The organism is Candidatus Weimeria sp. HCP3S3_B5 (assembly GCF_052064335.1).
GTDB lineage: Bacteria > Bacillota > Clostridia > Lachnospirales > Lachnospiraceae > Weimeria.
The window spans coordinates 19,046-34,710 of sequence record NZ_JBQHVU010000022.1; the positions used below are offsets into that span (position 1 = coordinate 19,046).

Sequence of the window (15,665 nt, forward strand, 5' to 3'; positions counted from 1 at the left end):
TTTTTTTTGCTATAGAAAAGGGGCTAGGTTATGGAACCTAACCTCTATACCCTGACCCCTGCCTTCATCACAGACTCTATGATTCCGATATTACCGATCGCAAGCAGCAGCCTATCTAGAAATGCGTTGTATCTGCATGTATCGTAGCTCATTTTCTCGTTATTGTTGCCATTCATGCATCCTGAAAAAAGATCGTAGAAAGTCTTCTTGTCCTTTTCTTCCACTTTAATGAGTTCTGAGGAGCGTTTTCTTGGCTTATTATTGCTAGCAGAAAGTTGATCATGCTCATGATTGTTAAAAGCGTAAGGAGTTGCGGAAAATACTCCGGCTGGATCCTTAGAAGTTTCATCCTGGGAGTCTAAACCACGCAGGGTCCTAAGTATATCAGGATCGATAACTTTTTCAAGAGCAGCAAAGTCTTTTTCACTGAATGATCCGGCCGACTGCATGAGGAGCTGGTATACAAGCTCTTCATTTACAAAGCCAGACATCCTTGCTAAATCATCTCCGGAAAAGCTTATCTTCTGGGCAAGAGCCATGCGGGCTATCCTCTCGGAGATATCCGGGCGGTGAGTGCTGATCATAGCGATTATCTCAGTTACCTGATCTGCGGGGCCGAGTGCTTCGAGGTCTGAAAGCTTCATTATTTCTATGTTTTCCGACCAGTCATAAAACCTATCGTAGTATTCTTTCCAGTACATCTGACTGCTCCTTTCTATCAAGCTACAGGCCCCTTTCCTGTGTCTGTCCTTTTATTGTCATTACTTCTTATACAAACAATTTCGGCACTAAAGCAGGAAACATTAGTCTTGAATAACAAATGACTGTGAAAGTTTTATGAATGGCTGGCCCTTTCCTTGCTTTTATTCAATAATTTCTTTATAATAACAGGGTGACTGTTATTTAAGGTAGAAGAGGGCAGCAATAACAGAAAGCAGGTGATCTATTGGACGACAATAATTTTTATAGCAATAATAACGGAGGAAACGGAGATCCAAATGGCGGAAACGGAGGCCCGGACGGGAATCAGAATCCTAAGTTCAACCCGATAATAGCGTTTGTATTATTTTCACTGATAGCGCTGTTTATAGTGACACTTCTTTACAAGGGAATCGGAAGCAGCGCAAGTCAGAAGGTAAGCTACGACAAGTTCTTTAAGCTGGCCCAGAAGAATGAGCTTAAGTCAGTTACCTTTGATGGATCAAAGATCAACTTCAAGGTCAGAGCTGATTCTGATTTCTACGCGAATACGGAGGATAAGACCCAGCAGGAGCTCTATCAGCAGAGCACAGGACAGAAGCTTGAGGTCAATTATTACACAGGCTATCTGGACGACGATGACCTTTTGCCGTTACTGAAGCAGAATAATGTGACAATAAACCGTGAGGATTCATCCTCGACATCTGCGCTTCTCTACAATATCATTTCGTTTATCGTACCGCTTATCATCATCTGGATCATTTTTGCAGTAGTAATGAGACGGATGGGAAGCGCCGGCGGCATGCTCGGAGGCGTCGGGAAGAGTAATGCCAAGGTATACGTGCAGAAGGCAACAGGAGTTACCTTTGCCGATGTCGCAGGACAGGATGAGGCAAAGGAGTCCCTTCAGGAGGTCGTCGATTTCCTGAAGAACCCTGACAGATATACAAGGATCGGAGCCAAGCTGCCGAAGGGAGCCCTGCTTGTAGGTCCTCCTGGAACAGGAAAGACCCTGCTTGCCAAGGCAGTAGCAGGAGAGGCCGGAGTGCCTTTTTTCTCGCTGGCCGGTTCAGACTTCGTTGAGATGTTCGTCGGAGTAGGAGCAAGCCGAGTAAGGGATCTGTTCAACGAGGCCAAGAGACAGGCCCCTTGTATCATCTTCATCGATGAGATCGATGCGATCGGAAAGTCGCGTGATTCGAGATACGGAGGAGGCAATGATGAACGTGAGCAGACACTAAACCAGCTGCTTGCGGAGATGGACGGATTTGACACATCAAAGGGACTTCTGATCCTTGCAGCGACTAACAGGCCGGAGGTCCTCGATAAGGCCCTTCTGCGTCCTGGAAGATTCGACAGACGTATCATAGTAGACAGACCGGATATGAAGGGACGTCTTGAGACACTCAGGGTGCACGCCAAGGATGTAAGGATGGATTCGACCTGTGATCTTGAGGCTATTGCGCTTGCATCAGCAGGACTGGTAGGCTCTGATCTCGCCAATATCATAAATGAAGCAGCGATCCTTGCAGTAGAGAATGGCAGGGAGTTCGTATCACAGCCTGATCTTTTCGAGGCCTTCGAGAGAGTAGCCGTAGGAGGCAAGGAGAAGAAGGATCGTCCTATGAGTGATAAGGAAAGACATATAGTCTCCTATCATGAGGTGGGTCATGCACTGGTATCTGCTCTGCAGAAGAATACAGATCCGGTACAGAAGATCACTATAGTCCCGCGTACCATGGGAGCACTCGGATATACCCTTCAGACCCCGGAGGAGGAGAAGTTCCTCCAGTCAAAGGAGGAGCTTGAGGAGGATATAGCTACCTTCATGGGAGGCCGTGCGGCTGAGGATATAGTGTTCCATTCGATCACGAGCGGAGCTGCCAATGATATAGAAAAGGCAACAAGCATAGCCAGAAACATGGTCACCAGATTCGGAATGAGTGACAGGTTCGGAATGATGGGACTTGCGACGGTTGAGAGCCAGTATCTCGATGGAGGAGCCCAGATGACCTGTGGTGAGGCTACAGCAGCCGAGGTCGATAACGAGGTTCATGCCATAATCGACAGAGCCTATAAGAGAGCAGTTGAGCTTTTAAGCAGATATAGAAGTGCACTTGATCAGATATCAGAGTATCTCTATAAGAAGGAGACTATCACCGGCAAGGAATTCATGGATATGTTCCGCCGAATCACAGGAATCGAGGCCGAGCCTTCTTCTGATAGTGATGATGAAAAGGTAAAGAAGGATCAGGAGGTCGCAGAAAGGCTTCAGAAGGAAATGGATTCCTATGAGTCTTCAAAGACAAGCCAGAAGGATAATCCGGATGAGACATCAGGCACAAAGGGCCCTGAGGTCACAGGTGATGATATCTTCGATGAATGATTATAGCTTATGAAAGGTATACGGGCGTTTCCGGTCAGGAGACGCCTGTATTTAATTTTTGAAATGTTTGATATATCTGAAGAATTGAAAAAGATCCCGGATTCTCCGGGTGTATATATAATGCATGATAAGACTGATGCAATAATCTATATAGGCAAGGCCAAAAGCCTGACCAAAAGAGTGCATCAGTATTTCCAGCCCTCCCATGACGAAGGGATAAAGAAGAGGCAGATGGTCGATCATATCGATCATTTCGAGTATATAGTAACGGACTCTGAGCTTGAGGCCCTGGTTCTAGAAAACAATCTGATCAAGGAGCACAGGCCTAAGTATAATACCATGCTCCGTGATGACAAGACCTATCCCTATATAAGAGTCACACTGGGAGAGCATTTCCCGAGAGTGCTTTTCTCCAGGAAGGTCCAAAGGGACAGATCCAGGTATTTCGGACCATTCACATCGGCAGGAGATGTCAGGGAGACTATAGAGCTTACAAACAGACTGTTTCATCTGAGAACCTGCAAGAGGGTATTTCCGAGGGATATAAGGAAGGAAAGGGCCTGCCTCAACTACCATATCAGGCAGTGCCCCGGCGTATGTCAGGGCTATATATCCGAGCAGGAATATATGGAAAACGTAAGGGCAGCCATCAGGTTTCTCGAGGGTGATTATCAGCCGGTAGTCGACCAGCTGACAGAGAAGATGAAGGCAGCAGCCTCTGAGATGGAGTTTGAAAAGGCAGCCGGATTCAGGGATGAGATCGAAGCGGTAAGGATGTGTGTCCAGAAGCAGAAGATCACAGATACAGATGGAGAGGACAGGGATATCCTTGCCATTGCAAGGGACAGAGAGGATGCCTGTGCAGTAGTATTCTTTATCAGAGGAGGCAGGATGATAGGAAGAGACCATTTCTTCCTGAACCTGCGTGAGGATGATGATAAGGGCGAGCTGATAAGCACCTTTATACAGCAGTTCTATTCAGGGACTCCTTTTGTGCCTAAGGAGATATTCGTTCAGGAGGAGCTGTCTGACCAGGGGACGCTTGAAGAATTTCTGACGGAAAAGAAAGGGGGCGCTGTTCATATAGTGACTCCCAAGAGAGGGAAAAAGGAGAAGCTTGTTGAGCTGGCATGGAAGAATGCCTCTATGATACTGACAAAGGACAGGGAGAGGATAAGGAGAGAGGAGGGCAGAACCATAGGAGCTATGAAGGAACTGTCCGATATCCTGGGACTTCCGGGGATTGAGCGTATGGAGGCCTATGATATTTCAAATACAATGGGTTATCAGTCAGTTGGTTCAATGGTAGTCTTCGATCACGGCAAGCCACTTAGGAATGACTATCGAAAGTTTCGGATAAAGACAGTCGAGGGACCTAATGACTATGCATCGATGAAGGAGGTCCTTACAAGACGCTTCACCCATGGACTTTTAGAAAGGGAGAGCGGAAAGACCGTGGAGACAGGGAGCTTCACCAGATTCCCGGATGTGATAATGATGGACGGCGGACGAGGACAGGTAAATATTGCTCTGGAGGTAATGGATGAGCTGGGGCTTGATATACCGGTATGTGGAATGGTAAAGGATGACCATCACAGGACAAGAGGGCTGTTATATAACAATATGGAGCTGCCTATAGACCGCTCATCTGAGGCCTTCAAGCTTATCACCAGGCTTCAGGACGAGGCCCACCGCTTTGCGATAGAATACCACAGGTCACTCCGAGGCAAGAATCAGGTGAAGAGCTTCCTTGATGACATACCAGGTATCGGACCGACAAGACGGCGGGCGCTTATGAAGAAGTATGTGACGGCTGAGGCGATCCGTGAGGCTTCTGTCGAGGATCTGGCGTCTACAGAGACTATGAACGAGGCGGTAGCAGACCAGGTCTATAATTTCCTGCACAGGTCAGGAAACTCTGTACATGAATCCGATAAAATATAAAGCGGTTTGATATATTTTTTTCAATGAATATAAGAAAATACCAGGTACAAAGGAGATATGTGCTATGGGTAATATTAGATTCATTGATGATAACGGGACATTTACAATGGATGCCCCGGAGGAGACGAGCCTGCTCTATCTGCCGTCGGCAGGCGAGAAAGGGCTTAAAAGCTGCTTTTCGCCTGATCTGGGAGGAGACGCCAAGACAGATCAGGAGCATTTCCTGCTTGAGCCTGTATGTGTGAATGGACTGTCAGATAACAGAAAAACCAGGAACTTCTGGTGTATAACAGAAAAGGGGGCCTGGTCGGCATGCGGCTCTTCTGCCGAGGCAGAAAACGACAGATTTACAGACAGACAGGATAAGAGCCGGATCACAGCCGGCTTCATGTGGCAGAGACTTGAAAGGACATCTGATAAATACGGTCTGTCCTCTGAGATCACCTCATATGTAAAAAAGGACGAAAACACAGAAGTGATGGAGGTAAGGATCACTAACAGATCGGATCAGGCACAGACCATAGAGGGAGTTTCTGTCTATCCAATCTATGGCAGAAGTGCTGACAATATAAGGGATCACAGGAATGTGACCTCCATGCTCCACAGGATAGAGACGAGAGATGACGGGATAGTAGTCAGCCCGACAATGTCCTTTGATGAGAGGGGACACAGGATCAATCATACCTCATATTTTGTGAAGGGAGAGGGAGCAAGGATAAAAGGATTCTATCCGACAGAGGAGAGCTTCCTCGGAGAAGGAGGAACCTATACTCATCCGGCAGCCATATATAAGGATCTAAGTCCGTTCGGACCAGGACAGAGCTTTGCCGGCAAGGAGGTCGCCGGAGCTATCAGATTTTTGCCGGTAAGACTTGCTCCGGGAGAAAGCAGGAGATATATCATCCAGGCAGGGGTGGGGGATGGTGAGACAAATGAGCCTGAAAATCCAGGGGAATACTGGGAAAGACAGGTGAACGTATCGTTCCATACCGGGAATGGCGATTTTGACAGATTCATGAAATGGGTGGCATTCCAGCCGATATTGAGACGGATATATGGCTGCTCATTTCTGCCCTACCATGATTATGGCAGAGGGGGAAGAGGCTGGAGGGATCTCTGGCAGGACTGCCTCTCGCTTCTTATAATGAATCCGGAAGGAGTAAGGGAGCAGATAATAAATAATATAGGAGGAGTAAGGACAGACGGGACCAATGCGACCATCATAGGAGAGGCTCCCGGAGAGTTTGTAGCCGACAGAAACGGTATCTCAAGAGTCTGGATGGACCATGCCATGTGGCCATTTATTACAGTAAGATTCTATATTGACCAGACAGGGGATAGAAGCGTCCTTTTTGAGGAGGCACCGTATTTTGCGGATGCTCAGATAAAAAGGGGATATGCCCTTGATAGCGGATATGATCCTGATAAGCCCCAGAAAAGAGGAAGCCTGCTTGAGCATTTGCTTATAGAGCATCTGTGCGCATATTTTGACGTAGGTGATCATCAGATCATGAGACTTCGCGGAGCGGACTGGAACGACGCGCTTGATATGGCATCTGAAAAGGGAGAGAGCGTAGCCTTTACCGCTGCCTATGCAGGAAATCTGAGAGGACTATCAGAGCTTCTTTCGGGTCTTACAGAAAAGAGTATAAGCCTTGCTAAGGCAACAGGCATTCTTCTCTCAGGAGAAAAGAGGGAAGGTGTGCTGGAGAAGTATTATGAGGCCTCATCTGACTGGACCAGGACAGAATTTGATCCAAAAGAAATAGCTGATGATCTGAAAAAAAAGGCCGATGCTCTTACAGAGACGATCAGAAGGCAGGAGTGGCTCAATCTCGGCTGGTATAACAGCTATTATGATAATTCCGGCAGACAGGTAGAGGGAGAGATCGGTGGACAGGTCAGAATGATGCTGACCGGTCAGGTCTTTACAATAGCGAGTGGAGTCGCAACGGATGGCCAGGTAGAGAGTATATGCGAATCGGCTGACAGATATCTGTTCGACGGCAGCTGTGGAGGCTACAGGCTTAATACCGATTTCGGCGAGATAAAGTCAGACCTGGGGAGGATGTTTGGCTTTGCTTATGGAGAAAAGGAGAACGGAGCAGTTTTTTCCCATATGGCAGTAATGTATGCAAACGCTCTCTACAAAAGAGGCTTTGTAAGAGAGGGCTATAAGGCTCTCAAGGCCTTATATGACGCTTCGTCAGATTTTTCGCACGCAAGACAGTATCCGGGTATACCGGAATACTTTGATAATGAGGGCCGTGGCAAATATCAGTATCTTACAGGGGCAGCCAGCTGGTATCTGATGACGATAATATGCGAGTCGTTCGGAGTCAGAGGAGAGCAGGGCAGACTGGTAATGGTTCCAAAGCTTGTAAGGGAACAGTTCGATAAGGATGGAATTGCTTCTATCAGTCTCTGCTTTGCAGGCCAGCAGGTAGAGGTCACCTATGTGAATAAGGAAATGTTAGACTACGGCGAATACAGGGTGACAGATATTACAAGAGACGCAAACAGATACAGAGTAACGCTTGGAAGGAAGGATCGATGAGATACGGATATTTCGACAACGAAAAAAAAGAATATGTGATAGACAGTCCGGACACACCGGAGGCCTGGGCCAATTATCTGGGATCACCTGAATACGGTGCAATCATCTCAAATAATGCCGGAGGCTACAGCTTTGAGAGGTCGGGAGCAAAGGGCAGGATACTCCGCTATGTCTTTGACGGGCAGGACAGGCCGGGAAGATATATCTATATAAGGGATAATAAGACATCAGACTACTGGTCAGCCTCCTGGCAGCCGGTAGGAAAGCCCCTGGACCAGTACCGCTGCATAACAAGACACGGGCTTGGTTATACTATAATGGAAAGCGACTGCAACGGTATTCACGGCAAGGCTATGTATTATGTGCCGGAGGGAGCCTTATATGAGGTATGGGCCCTTACGGTAAGAAATGATTCAGACAGGCCAAGAGAACTTACTCTGACAGGCTTTGCTGAGTTTACCTGCCACAGCGACTATGAGCAGGATCAGGTGAATCTGCAGTATTCGAGATTCATAACAAGCACGGTCTTCCATGATGACAGGATAATGCAGAGGATCCATGGAAATCTGGATGCTGTCTCAGAGGAGGGAGAGCAGATAGACGGTAAGGGAGTGACCGAGCGGTTCTTCGGACTTGCCGGCGCAGATGTCTCGACTTATTGCGGTGACAGGGATGCCTTTCTTGGAAGATATCACAGCTACGGTAATCCGGTTGGCGTGGAGAGAGGAAGCCTTGGAAATACAGACGGGGTAAATGGAATAAGCTGCGGGGCTCTTTCTACCGTGATAGAGCTTGCTGTCGGAGAGGAAAGGACCATAGCCTTTGTCCTGGGAATGCAGCACGATCAGCAGGCCGGGGAAATAGTTGACCACTACAAGAGGGATACCAAAGAGGTATGTGAAAAGGAGATCGGGGCCATAAGAAGGCTCTGGGATGATAGGCTACAGGCATTTTCGGTAAAGACTCCGTCTCCTGAGTTCGATGAGATGGTAAATATCTGGAATGCCTATAACTGCTATATGACCTTCATCTGGTCCAGAGCAGCCTCATTTGTATACTGTGGACTCAGGAACGGATACGGATACAGGGATACGGTACAGGATATTCAGGGAATAATCCATCTGAATCCTGCCATGGCAAAGACAAAGCTTGAATTCATGCTGAGCGCTCAGGCAGCTAATGGAGCGGGCCTTCCTCTGGTGAAGTTTACTCACAGGCCGGGATACGAGGATACTCCAGACGACGAGTCCTATGTAAAGGAAACCGGTCATCCTGCATACAGAGCTGATGATGCACTATGGCTTTTCCCTACTGTATACAAATATATAGCAGAGACAGGGGATCATGCCTTTCTCGATAAGGTGATCCCATTTGCAGATAAGGATCAGGGGTCTGTATTCGAGCATCTGAAAAGAGCACTGGCCTTCTCCGCGGCCCATCTGGGAAAGGATCAGCTTCCGGCCGGACTCTATGCAGACTGGAACGACTGTCTGAGACTTGGGGAAAAGGGCGAATCAGCCTTTGTGGCCTTTCAGTATTACTATGCGATAAGGATCCAGAGGACCTTTGCAGAGAATAAGGGAGAATATAAGTATGCCGAAGAGCTTGGAATCATGAGGGCAGGACTTGAGAAGCTTATAAATGAAAAGTTCTGGGATGGTGACCGCTTCATCCGGGGGATCACGGAGGATGGCAAAAGGATAGGAGCAGCAGGCGATCCTGAGGCCTCACTCTGGCTTAATCCCCAGACCTGGTCGGTTATTAGCGGACTGGCATCAGGTGCTTTGGCTGATAAGGCTATGGAAAATGTTTACATGACGCTTAATACAGAGTATGGAGCCATGCTTATGGATCCGCCATATCATGCTCATGCCTTTGACGGAGCCTTCGGGGTGATCTATAATCAGGGAACAAAGGAGAATGCAGGTATATTCTCACAGACTCAGGGATGGCTGGTTCTGGCTGAGGCTCTCAGAGGGAATGGAGATAAGGCCTTCATGTATTTCATGGAAAATAATCCTGCCGCCTGGAATGACAGGGCAGAGATCAGGAGGATGGAGCCATACTGCTATGGACAGTTTACAGAGGGAAAGGCTTCCCCTCATTTCGGGGAAAGTCATGTGCACTGGCTTACAGGAACTGCATCCACTATGATGGTGGGAGCAGTAGAGGGAATACTTGGGATCAGGCCTGATATGAACGGGATCTGTATCAGTCCATCTATCCCGAAAGAATGGGATAAGCTCGAGATAGAAAAGGACTTCAGAGGACACAGGCTTCATATAGAGGTATTAAACCCAGGACATAAGGAAAGCGGATGTAAGGAAATGACAGTAAACGATATCAGAACAGAAGACTCTTATATTCCTGAGTCAATGCTAAAGACAGGAGAAAACAGGATAGTTCTGACCATATCATAGCTGGTCAGAGCCAGTCAGGGGAGTCACCGACCTTCCACTCGCTCTTTCCATACTTCTCACGATATTTAAGAGGAGTGATTCCGATCACCCTCTTGAAGGTCTGGATGAAATGGCTTTGAGAGGAAAACGAAAGCCGGTTGGCAATATCGACCATACTATAGGGACTGTAGCGTAAGAGATTTACCGCAGTCTCTATTTTTTTCTGTCTTATATATTCGCTGATGCAGACACCCATCTCCTTCTTGAAGAGACGGGAAAGGTAGCTGGGGGAGACACCGACGGCCTGGGATATTATATCTACAGACAGGGGCTCGTTGCCATGGATATAGATATAATTGATAGCAGACGCTATAGGCTTTGACAGGTTGGCAGGGTCGTGAGTAAGCCTCATCATCCTGGTAAATTCCATTACCATTTCGTCATGCAGATCACATACAGCATCCTCAGTAAACAGGAGATCGAGCTTCTGTATATAGAAATCGCTTAGCCTGAAGCACTGCTCCTCGATCACTCCCTGCTTTAAGCATACACGGGTCAGCATGGCAGCCGTGATCACGAAGTGGTACTTGAGGTTTTGGACCGGGTCTTTTGAGAGTATGCCGACACCTTTCTTATTGGAGAAACGTCTGGCCTGGCAATTCTTACGGATGGTATCTATGTCTCCGCTTGCAACGGCATTGCAGAAGGCCATTTCCTCGGAATAGGCCCTGTGCTTCTCGTCATCGTCATCTTTTTTTATCTCGAAATCAATAAATTTTTCACTCATGAGTTCATGTTAACATATTCTGCGTGTTTTGCAAGGACTATAAAAATCGATTTCGTCAATCTTTGAAAATATCAGGTTTAATAAGCTGCTATGACATGAATCTGATATTTTTGCGAGCCATTTTGTATAAAGCATGAGTCAGTATGAATATAATTATCTTATCTTCATCAGATGTATTTTCAAAGGAGGAAAAAGTAATGAAGAGAAGAATCTTAGGTCTGGCGCTTATTTCTGCCATGACAGTTACAATGTTTGCAGGCTGCGGAGCTTCTTCAGGGAAGGGGACTGGCGCAGGGAACAAGGAAACATCAGAGAAGCAGGGAAAGGTCCTTAATGTCTGGAGCTGGAATGATGAGTTCGAGAGCAGATTCAATGAGTTCTATCCTGATGTAAAGGAGGTCTCAAAGGACAAGACGAAAACTACCCTTAAGGATGGAACGATTGTAAAGTGGACGATCAATCCGAACCAGGATGGAGTCTACCAGCAGAAGCTTGATGAGGCTCTGCAGAAGCAGGCAACGGCTCCGGACGATGAGAAGATAGATATCTTCCTCGCAGAGACCGACTATCTGAACAAGTACATTGACAAGGATGCTGATGTGGCAATCCCGGTAAAGGATCTGGGAATAGACCCTGACAAGGACCTTGCTGACCAGTATCAGTATACAAAGGATGCAGCTACTGATGCAGATGGCAATCTTCGTGCAGTAAGCTGGCAGGCCTGCCCGGGACTCTTCGTATACAGAAGGGGTATAGCAAAGGATGCCTTCGGCACGGATGATCCGGAAAAGATCCAGGAGAAGGTTAAGGACTGGGACAGCTTTGAGAAGTCAGCCGGAGAGCTTAAGAGCAAGGGCTACTATATGCTTTCATCAATGGGAGCAGATACCTACCGTGTATTCGGAAACAACGTTTCAAAGCCATGGGTCAATGGCGATACAGTAACAGTTGATCCTAACCTGATGAAGTGGGTCGAGCAGTCAAAGAAGTTCACAGACGAGGGATACAACCATAAGGTTTCAGGCCAGTGGACAGACGACTGGAACAAGGATCAGGGAGCTGACTCCAAGGTATTCGGATGGTTCTTCCCGGCATGGGGTATCAATTTCACTATCCAGCCAAATACCGGAGACGCCGGAAAGGGCGACTGGGCAGTATGTGACGGACCTCAGGCTTATAACTGGGGTGGATCCTTTATCCTGGGATGCCAGGGAAGCGACAACCAGAAGCTTATAAAGGATGTAATGCTCAAGCTTACAGCCGATAAGGATACCCTGTTAAAGATCACTGACAAGACTCTTGATTACACAAATACTGTTTCAGGAATGAAGGAATATGCTTCTGATGATTCGAAGGGAGCATCTGATTTCCTTGGCGGAGAGAATCCTTACAAGTATTTCGCTCCTAATGCAGAAAACATCAAGATGGACAAGATTACTGCCTATGACCAGGGCTGCGGAGAGTGTTTCCAGAATGCATTCGGTGACTACTTCAATGGAAAGGTGTCCTTCGAAAAGGCAAAGAAGAATTTTGAGACTGCTATCTTTGAGAGATATTCAGATCTTAAGAAGGTAGAGTGGCCTGAATAAGGAATAAGCTATGAAAAAGACCCGAAAAAAGAAAAATTATTCAAGATACGGATACATATTTATAGCGCCTTTCTTTATCTCATTCCTGGTATTTTCACTGATACCGCTCTTCGATACGATAAAGAACAGCTTCTATGAGTATTATTTCTCCGGACTTAAGATAGTGGGACCGAACTTCATCGGCCTGGGTAACTATGGGGCTGTATTAAAGGCTCATATGCTGAAGTATACAGCGAATACCTTTATTCTCTGGATACTGGGATTTATCCCGCAGATCGTGATAGCGCTTCTTCTGGCCTCATGGTTTACCGATCAGCATCTGAATCTGAAAGGACGTAAGGCTTACGAGGTGATAATCTATCTCCCCAACCTGATAATGGCTAGCGCTTTTGCAATGCTGTTCTTTACCCTGTTTTCAGATTCGGGTCCTGTCAATTCCTTTCTGCATCAGATCGGTGTCGTACATGCCGGTCATCCTATAAAGTTCCTGTCCTCTGTGACAGGGACCAGGGGGCTTATAGCTCTTATGAACTTCCTGATGTGGTTTGGAAATACGACAATAATGCTGATGGCGGCTATAAACGGAGTGAATCCGGAGCTGTTTGAGGCGGCAAAGATCGACGGATGCAATCACAGGCAGATATTCTTCAGGATTACCCTGCCTCTGATCCGTCCGATCCTTACATATACCCTGATAACATCTATGATTGGTGGACTTCAGATGTTTGATGTGCCTCAGATCCTTACCAATGGTATAGGCACACCTGACCGCACGTCTATGACACTTATTATGCTTCTGAACAATTATCTGAAGTCCAAGAACTACGGAATGGCGGGAGCTATTTCTATATACCTCTTTATCCTGAGCGGTATCCTCTGTTTCATTGTCTATCGGATGATAAACACCGATGAAACAGAGGCGAAGGCCGCCAGAAAAAGAGAAAAGAAAATGAGAAAAATGACCAGGAAAGGAGACGCGGCATGAAAACTGCTTCAGAGAAAGTTATTACTCTTATAGCGCATATAGTACTCGTGATACTATGCTTTATGTGTCTGTTCTTCTTCTATATACTGATCATCAATGCGACAAGATCTCATGTGCAGCTTCAGAAGGGCTTCGCCTTTCTGCCAGGTGGAAATTTCATAAGGAACCTGACAAATGTGATAAATGATGGTACGATCCCTGTCGTAAGAGGCGTACTTAACAGCCTTATAGTATCTGCCTGCTGTGCTGGGATATGTACCTATTTCTCAGCACTGACGGCTTACGGACTCTATGTATATGATTTCAGGCTCCGAAAGCCGGCCTTCACCTTCATAATGGCGATAATGGTCATGCCTACTCAGGTCACCGCACTTGGTTTCCTAAGGCTGATTACCAGGATGGGAATGTACGACAGTCTCCTTCCTCTCATCCTTCCTTCTATCGCCTCACCGGCGGTATTCTATTTCATGTACTCCTACATGCAGTCGTCTCTGCCGGTGGCACTCGTGGAGGCAGCACGTATAGACGGCTCGGGTGAGTTCAATACCTTCAACCGGATAGTGATACCTATAATGAAGCCTGCAATAGCAGTCCAGGCAATATTCACCTTTGTTGGCGCCTGGAACAATTACTTCGTACCTGCCCTTGTGATCCAGAGCAAGGATAAGATGACTCTTCCGATTCTTATAGCGACCCTGCGGGGCGCTGATTATATGACATTCGATATGGGAAAGATCTATATGATGATACTTCTTGCAATAGTACCTATCATCATAGTCTACATCTTCCTCTCCCGCTTCATAATAGCAGGGATCACGCTCGGTGGAGTAAAGGAATAGCCGATGAGGGCTGGTTTCTTATCCATATGATTCTGATAACGTTTAACAACAGGATTCCCGGTTCTGCCGGGAGTCCTGTTTTTTGTCCTTATGATCATTGACGAGGAATAAGGGATGAATTATATTAGTGACAATAGCTGGCCAGAAGAACAGCTTTTTTTTAATTTGACAAAAGCAGAACTCACTCTTAGAATATAGGGACGAGGACTAGAAAAGTCCATGCCCCTGTTTTTTATTTGAGAAAGGAAATGACATGGCATTGCAGGAAGAAGGCGCAAGCATACAGGAGATAGCTGACAAGCTCTCTCTTAATAATTTTACCGAAAGCATAGACCTTTCCAAATGTTTCATCAAGGTAAGGGATATCAACAGACCGGCTCTTCAGCTGACTGGATTCTATGAGCATTTCGATTCCAACAGGATCCAGCTCATTGGAATGGTCGAGTATGCCTATCTGCACAGTCAGAAGGATGAGAAGGAAAGGCATGAGAATTATAAGAAGCTTTTTTCATATAATATACCGGCTGTGATCATCTGCCGTGGTCTGAAGCCTGAGGCTTCATTCATAGAGGAGGCCACAAAGGCTGGGACACCTGTACTTGGTACAGAACGGGCGACATCGCAGTTTGAGGCCTCTCTTATACAGCTTCTGGGATATGAGCTGGCGCCTATGGCGACCATACATGGGGTGCTTGTCGATGTATATGGCGAGGGACTTCTGATCACAGGGGAAAGCGGGATAGGTAAGTCAGAGGCAGCTCTTGAGCTGGTCCGAAGAGGACACCGTCTTGTAGCGGATGATGTGGTCGCGATCAGGCGTGTAAATGACGATACGCTTATAGGAAGCTCACCGGCAGTCACCAAATATCTGATAGAGCTACGCGGTATCGGCATCATAGATGTAAAGAGCCTGTATGGAGTAGAGTGTGTGAAGGATACCCAGACCATAGACCTGGTGATAAAGCTAGAGGACTGGCACAGCAATACCGAGTACGACAGGCTGGGCCTTGACGATGAGTACACAGAGATCCTGGGTCAGAAGGTTGTCTGCCACTCCCTCCCTATCCGCCCCGGAAGAAATCTCGCGATCATCTGTGAGACAGCCGCGGTAAACCACCGCCAGAAGAAGATGGGCTATAATGCGGCCGCCGAGCTCTACCGCCGCGTCAACGAAAACATCTCGCGTAATAAATGAGCGGTGCTGATACAGTCTCTGGCCTCCGATGCACGCTTGCGTGCAGAGAGGAGGGCAGAGACTGGATCAATAGCGCGAACGCGCGGATGAGCAGGCGCGAAGCGACTGCGAATCGGCACCGCTCATTTATTGGAAGTGCGAAAGCGCGAATGCGCGGATGCAATAGCGCGAACGCGCGGATGAGCAGGCGCGAAGCGACTGCGAATCGGCACCGCTCATTTATTGGAAGTGCGAAAGCGCGAATGCGCGGATGCAATAGCGCGAACGCGCGGATGAGCAGGCGCG

Annotated in this window: 10 protein-coding genes; 8 read left to right on the top strand and 2 right to left on the bottom strand. The window is 47.3% G+C overall.

The window, feature by feature from the left end; translation table 11 throughout:
- Window positions 1–44 precede the first annotated feature (44 nt).
- Window positions 45–701 carry a hypothetical protein gene (locus tag ACTNCK_RS10005; protein ID WP_441082519.1) on the bottom strand — a complete coding sequence of 219 codons (657 nt, stop codon included), beginning with the start codon at window positions 699–701 and terminating at the stop codon, window positions 45–47.
- Window positions 702–946: 245 nt separating this feature from the next.
- Here ACTNCK_RS10005 and ftsH point away from each other — a divergent pair, with 245 nt between their 5' ends.
- The 4 genes from ftsH (at window position 947) to ACTNCK_RS10025 (ending at window position 10,006) form a co-directional block, all read left to right on the top strand.
- Window positions 947–3,085 carry an ATP-dependent zinc metalloprotease FtsH gene (gene ftsH, locus ACTNCK_RS10010; RefSeq protein ID WP_441082521.1) on the top strand — a complete coding sequence of 713 codons (2,139 nt, stop codon included), beginning with the start codon at window positions 947–949 and terminating at the stop codon, window positions 3,083–3,085.
- A gap of 63 nt (window positions 3,086–3,148) precedes the next feature.
- Complete coding sequence (gene uvrC / locus ACTNCK_RS10015) at window positions 3,149–5,029, top strand: excinuclease ABC subunit UvrC (RefSeq protein WP_441082523.1); 1,881 nt, start codon at window positions 3,149–3,151, stop codon at window positions 5,027–5,029.
- A 64-nt stretch (window positions 5,030–5,093) separates the two neighbouring features.
- On the top strand, window positions 5,094–7,586 hold the full coding sequence (locus ACTNCK_RS10020; RefSeq protein ID WP_441082525.1) for a GH36-type glycosyl hydrolase domain-containing protein: 2,493 nt from the start codon (window positions 5,094–5,096) through the stop codon (window positions 7,584–7,586).
- On the top strand, window positions 7,583–10,006 hold the full coding sequence (locus ACTNCK_RS10025; protein ID WP_441082527.1) for a GH36-type glycosyl hydrolase domain-containing protein: 2,424 nt from the start codon (window positions 7,583–7,585) through the stop codon (window positions 10,004–10,006). The genes ACTNCK_RS10020 and ACTNCK_RS10025 overlap by 4 nt, the downstream gene beginning before the upstream one ends.
- 4 nt (window positions 10,007–10,010) lie before the next feature.
- Here the strand turns inward: ACTNCK_RS10025 and ACTNCK_RS10030 are convergent, their stop codons facing one another.
- The gene (locus tag ACTNCK_RS10030; RefSeq protein WP_441082529.1) at window positions 10,011–10,772 is read right to left on the bottom strand and encodes a helix-turn-helix transcriptional regulator; all 762 of its coding nucleotides are present in this window, start codon (window positions 10,770–10,772) and stop codon (window positions 10,011–10,013) included.
- 197 nt (window positions 10,773–10,969) lie between these two features.
- Between ACTNCK_RS10030 and ACTNCK_RS10035 the strand changes: the two genes are divergently transcribed.
- The 4 genes from ACTNCK_RS10035 to hprK all read left to right on the top strand — a co-directional run bounded on the left by ACTNCK_RS10035 (window position 10,970) and on the right by hprK (window position 15,380).
- Window positions 10,970–12,361 carry a carbohydrate ABC transporter substrate-binding protein gene (locus ACTNCK_RS10035; protein WP_441082531.1) on the top strand — a complete coding sequence of 464 codons (1,392 nt, stop codon included), beginning with the start codon at window positions 10,970–10,972 and terminating at the stop codon, window positions 12,359–12,361.
- 10 nt (window positions 12,362–12,371) lie between these two features.
- Window positions 12,372–13,346, top strand: coding sequence for a carbohydrate ABC transporter permease (locus ACTNCK_RS10040; protein WP_441082533.1), 975 nt, complete (start codon window positions 12,372–12,374; stop codon window positions 13,344–13,346).
- A complete protein-coding gene (locus ACTNCK_RS10045) occupies window positions 13,343–14,185 on the top strand; it encodes a carbohydrate ABC transporter permease (protein ID WP_441082535.1) in 843 nt (280 codons plus the stop codon). The genes ACTNCK_RS10040 and ACTNCK_RS10045 overlap by 4 nt, the downstream gene beginning before the upstream one ends.
- 253 nt (window positions 14,186–14,438) lie before the next feature.
- Window positions 14,439–15,380, top strand: a complete 942-nt coding sequence (gene hprK / locus ACTNCK_RS10050; protein WP_441082538.1) for an HPr(Ser) kinase/phosphatase — start codon at window positions 14,439–14,441, stop codon at window positions 15,378–15,380.
- The last annotated feature ends 285 nt before the right edge of the window (window positions 15,381–15,665 follow it).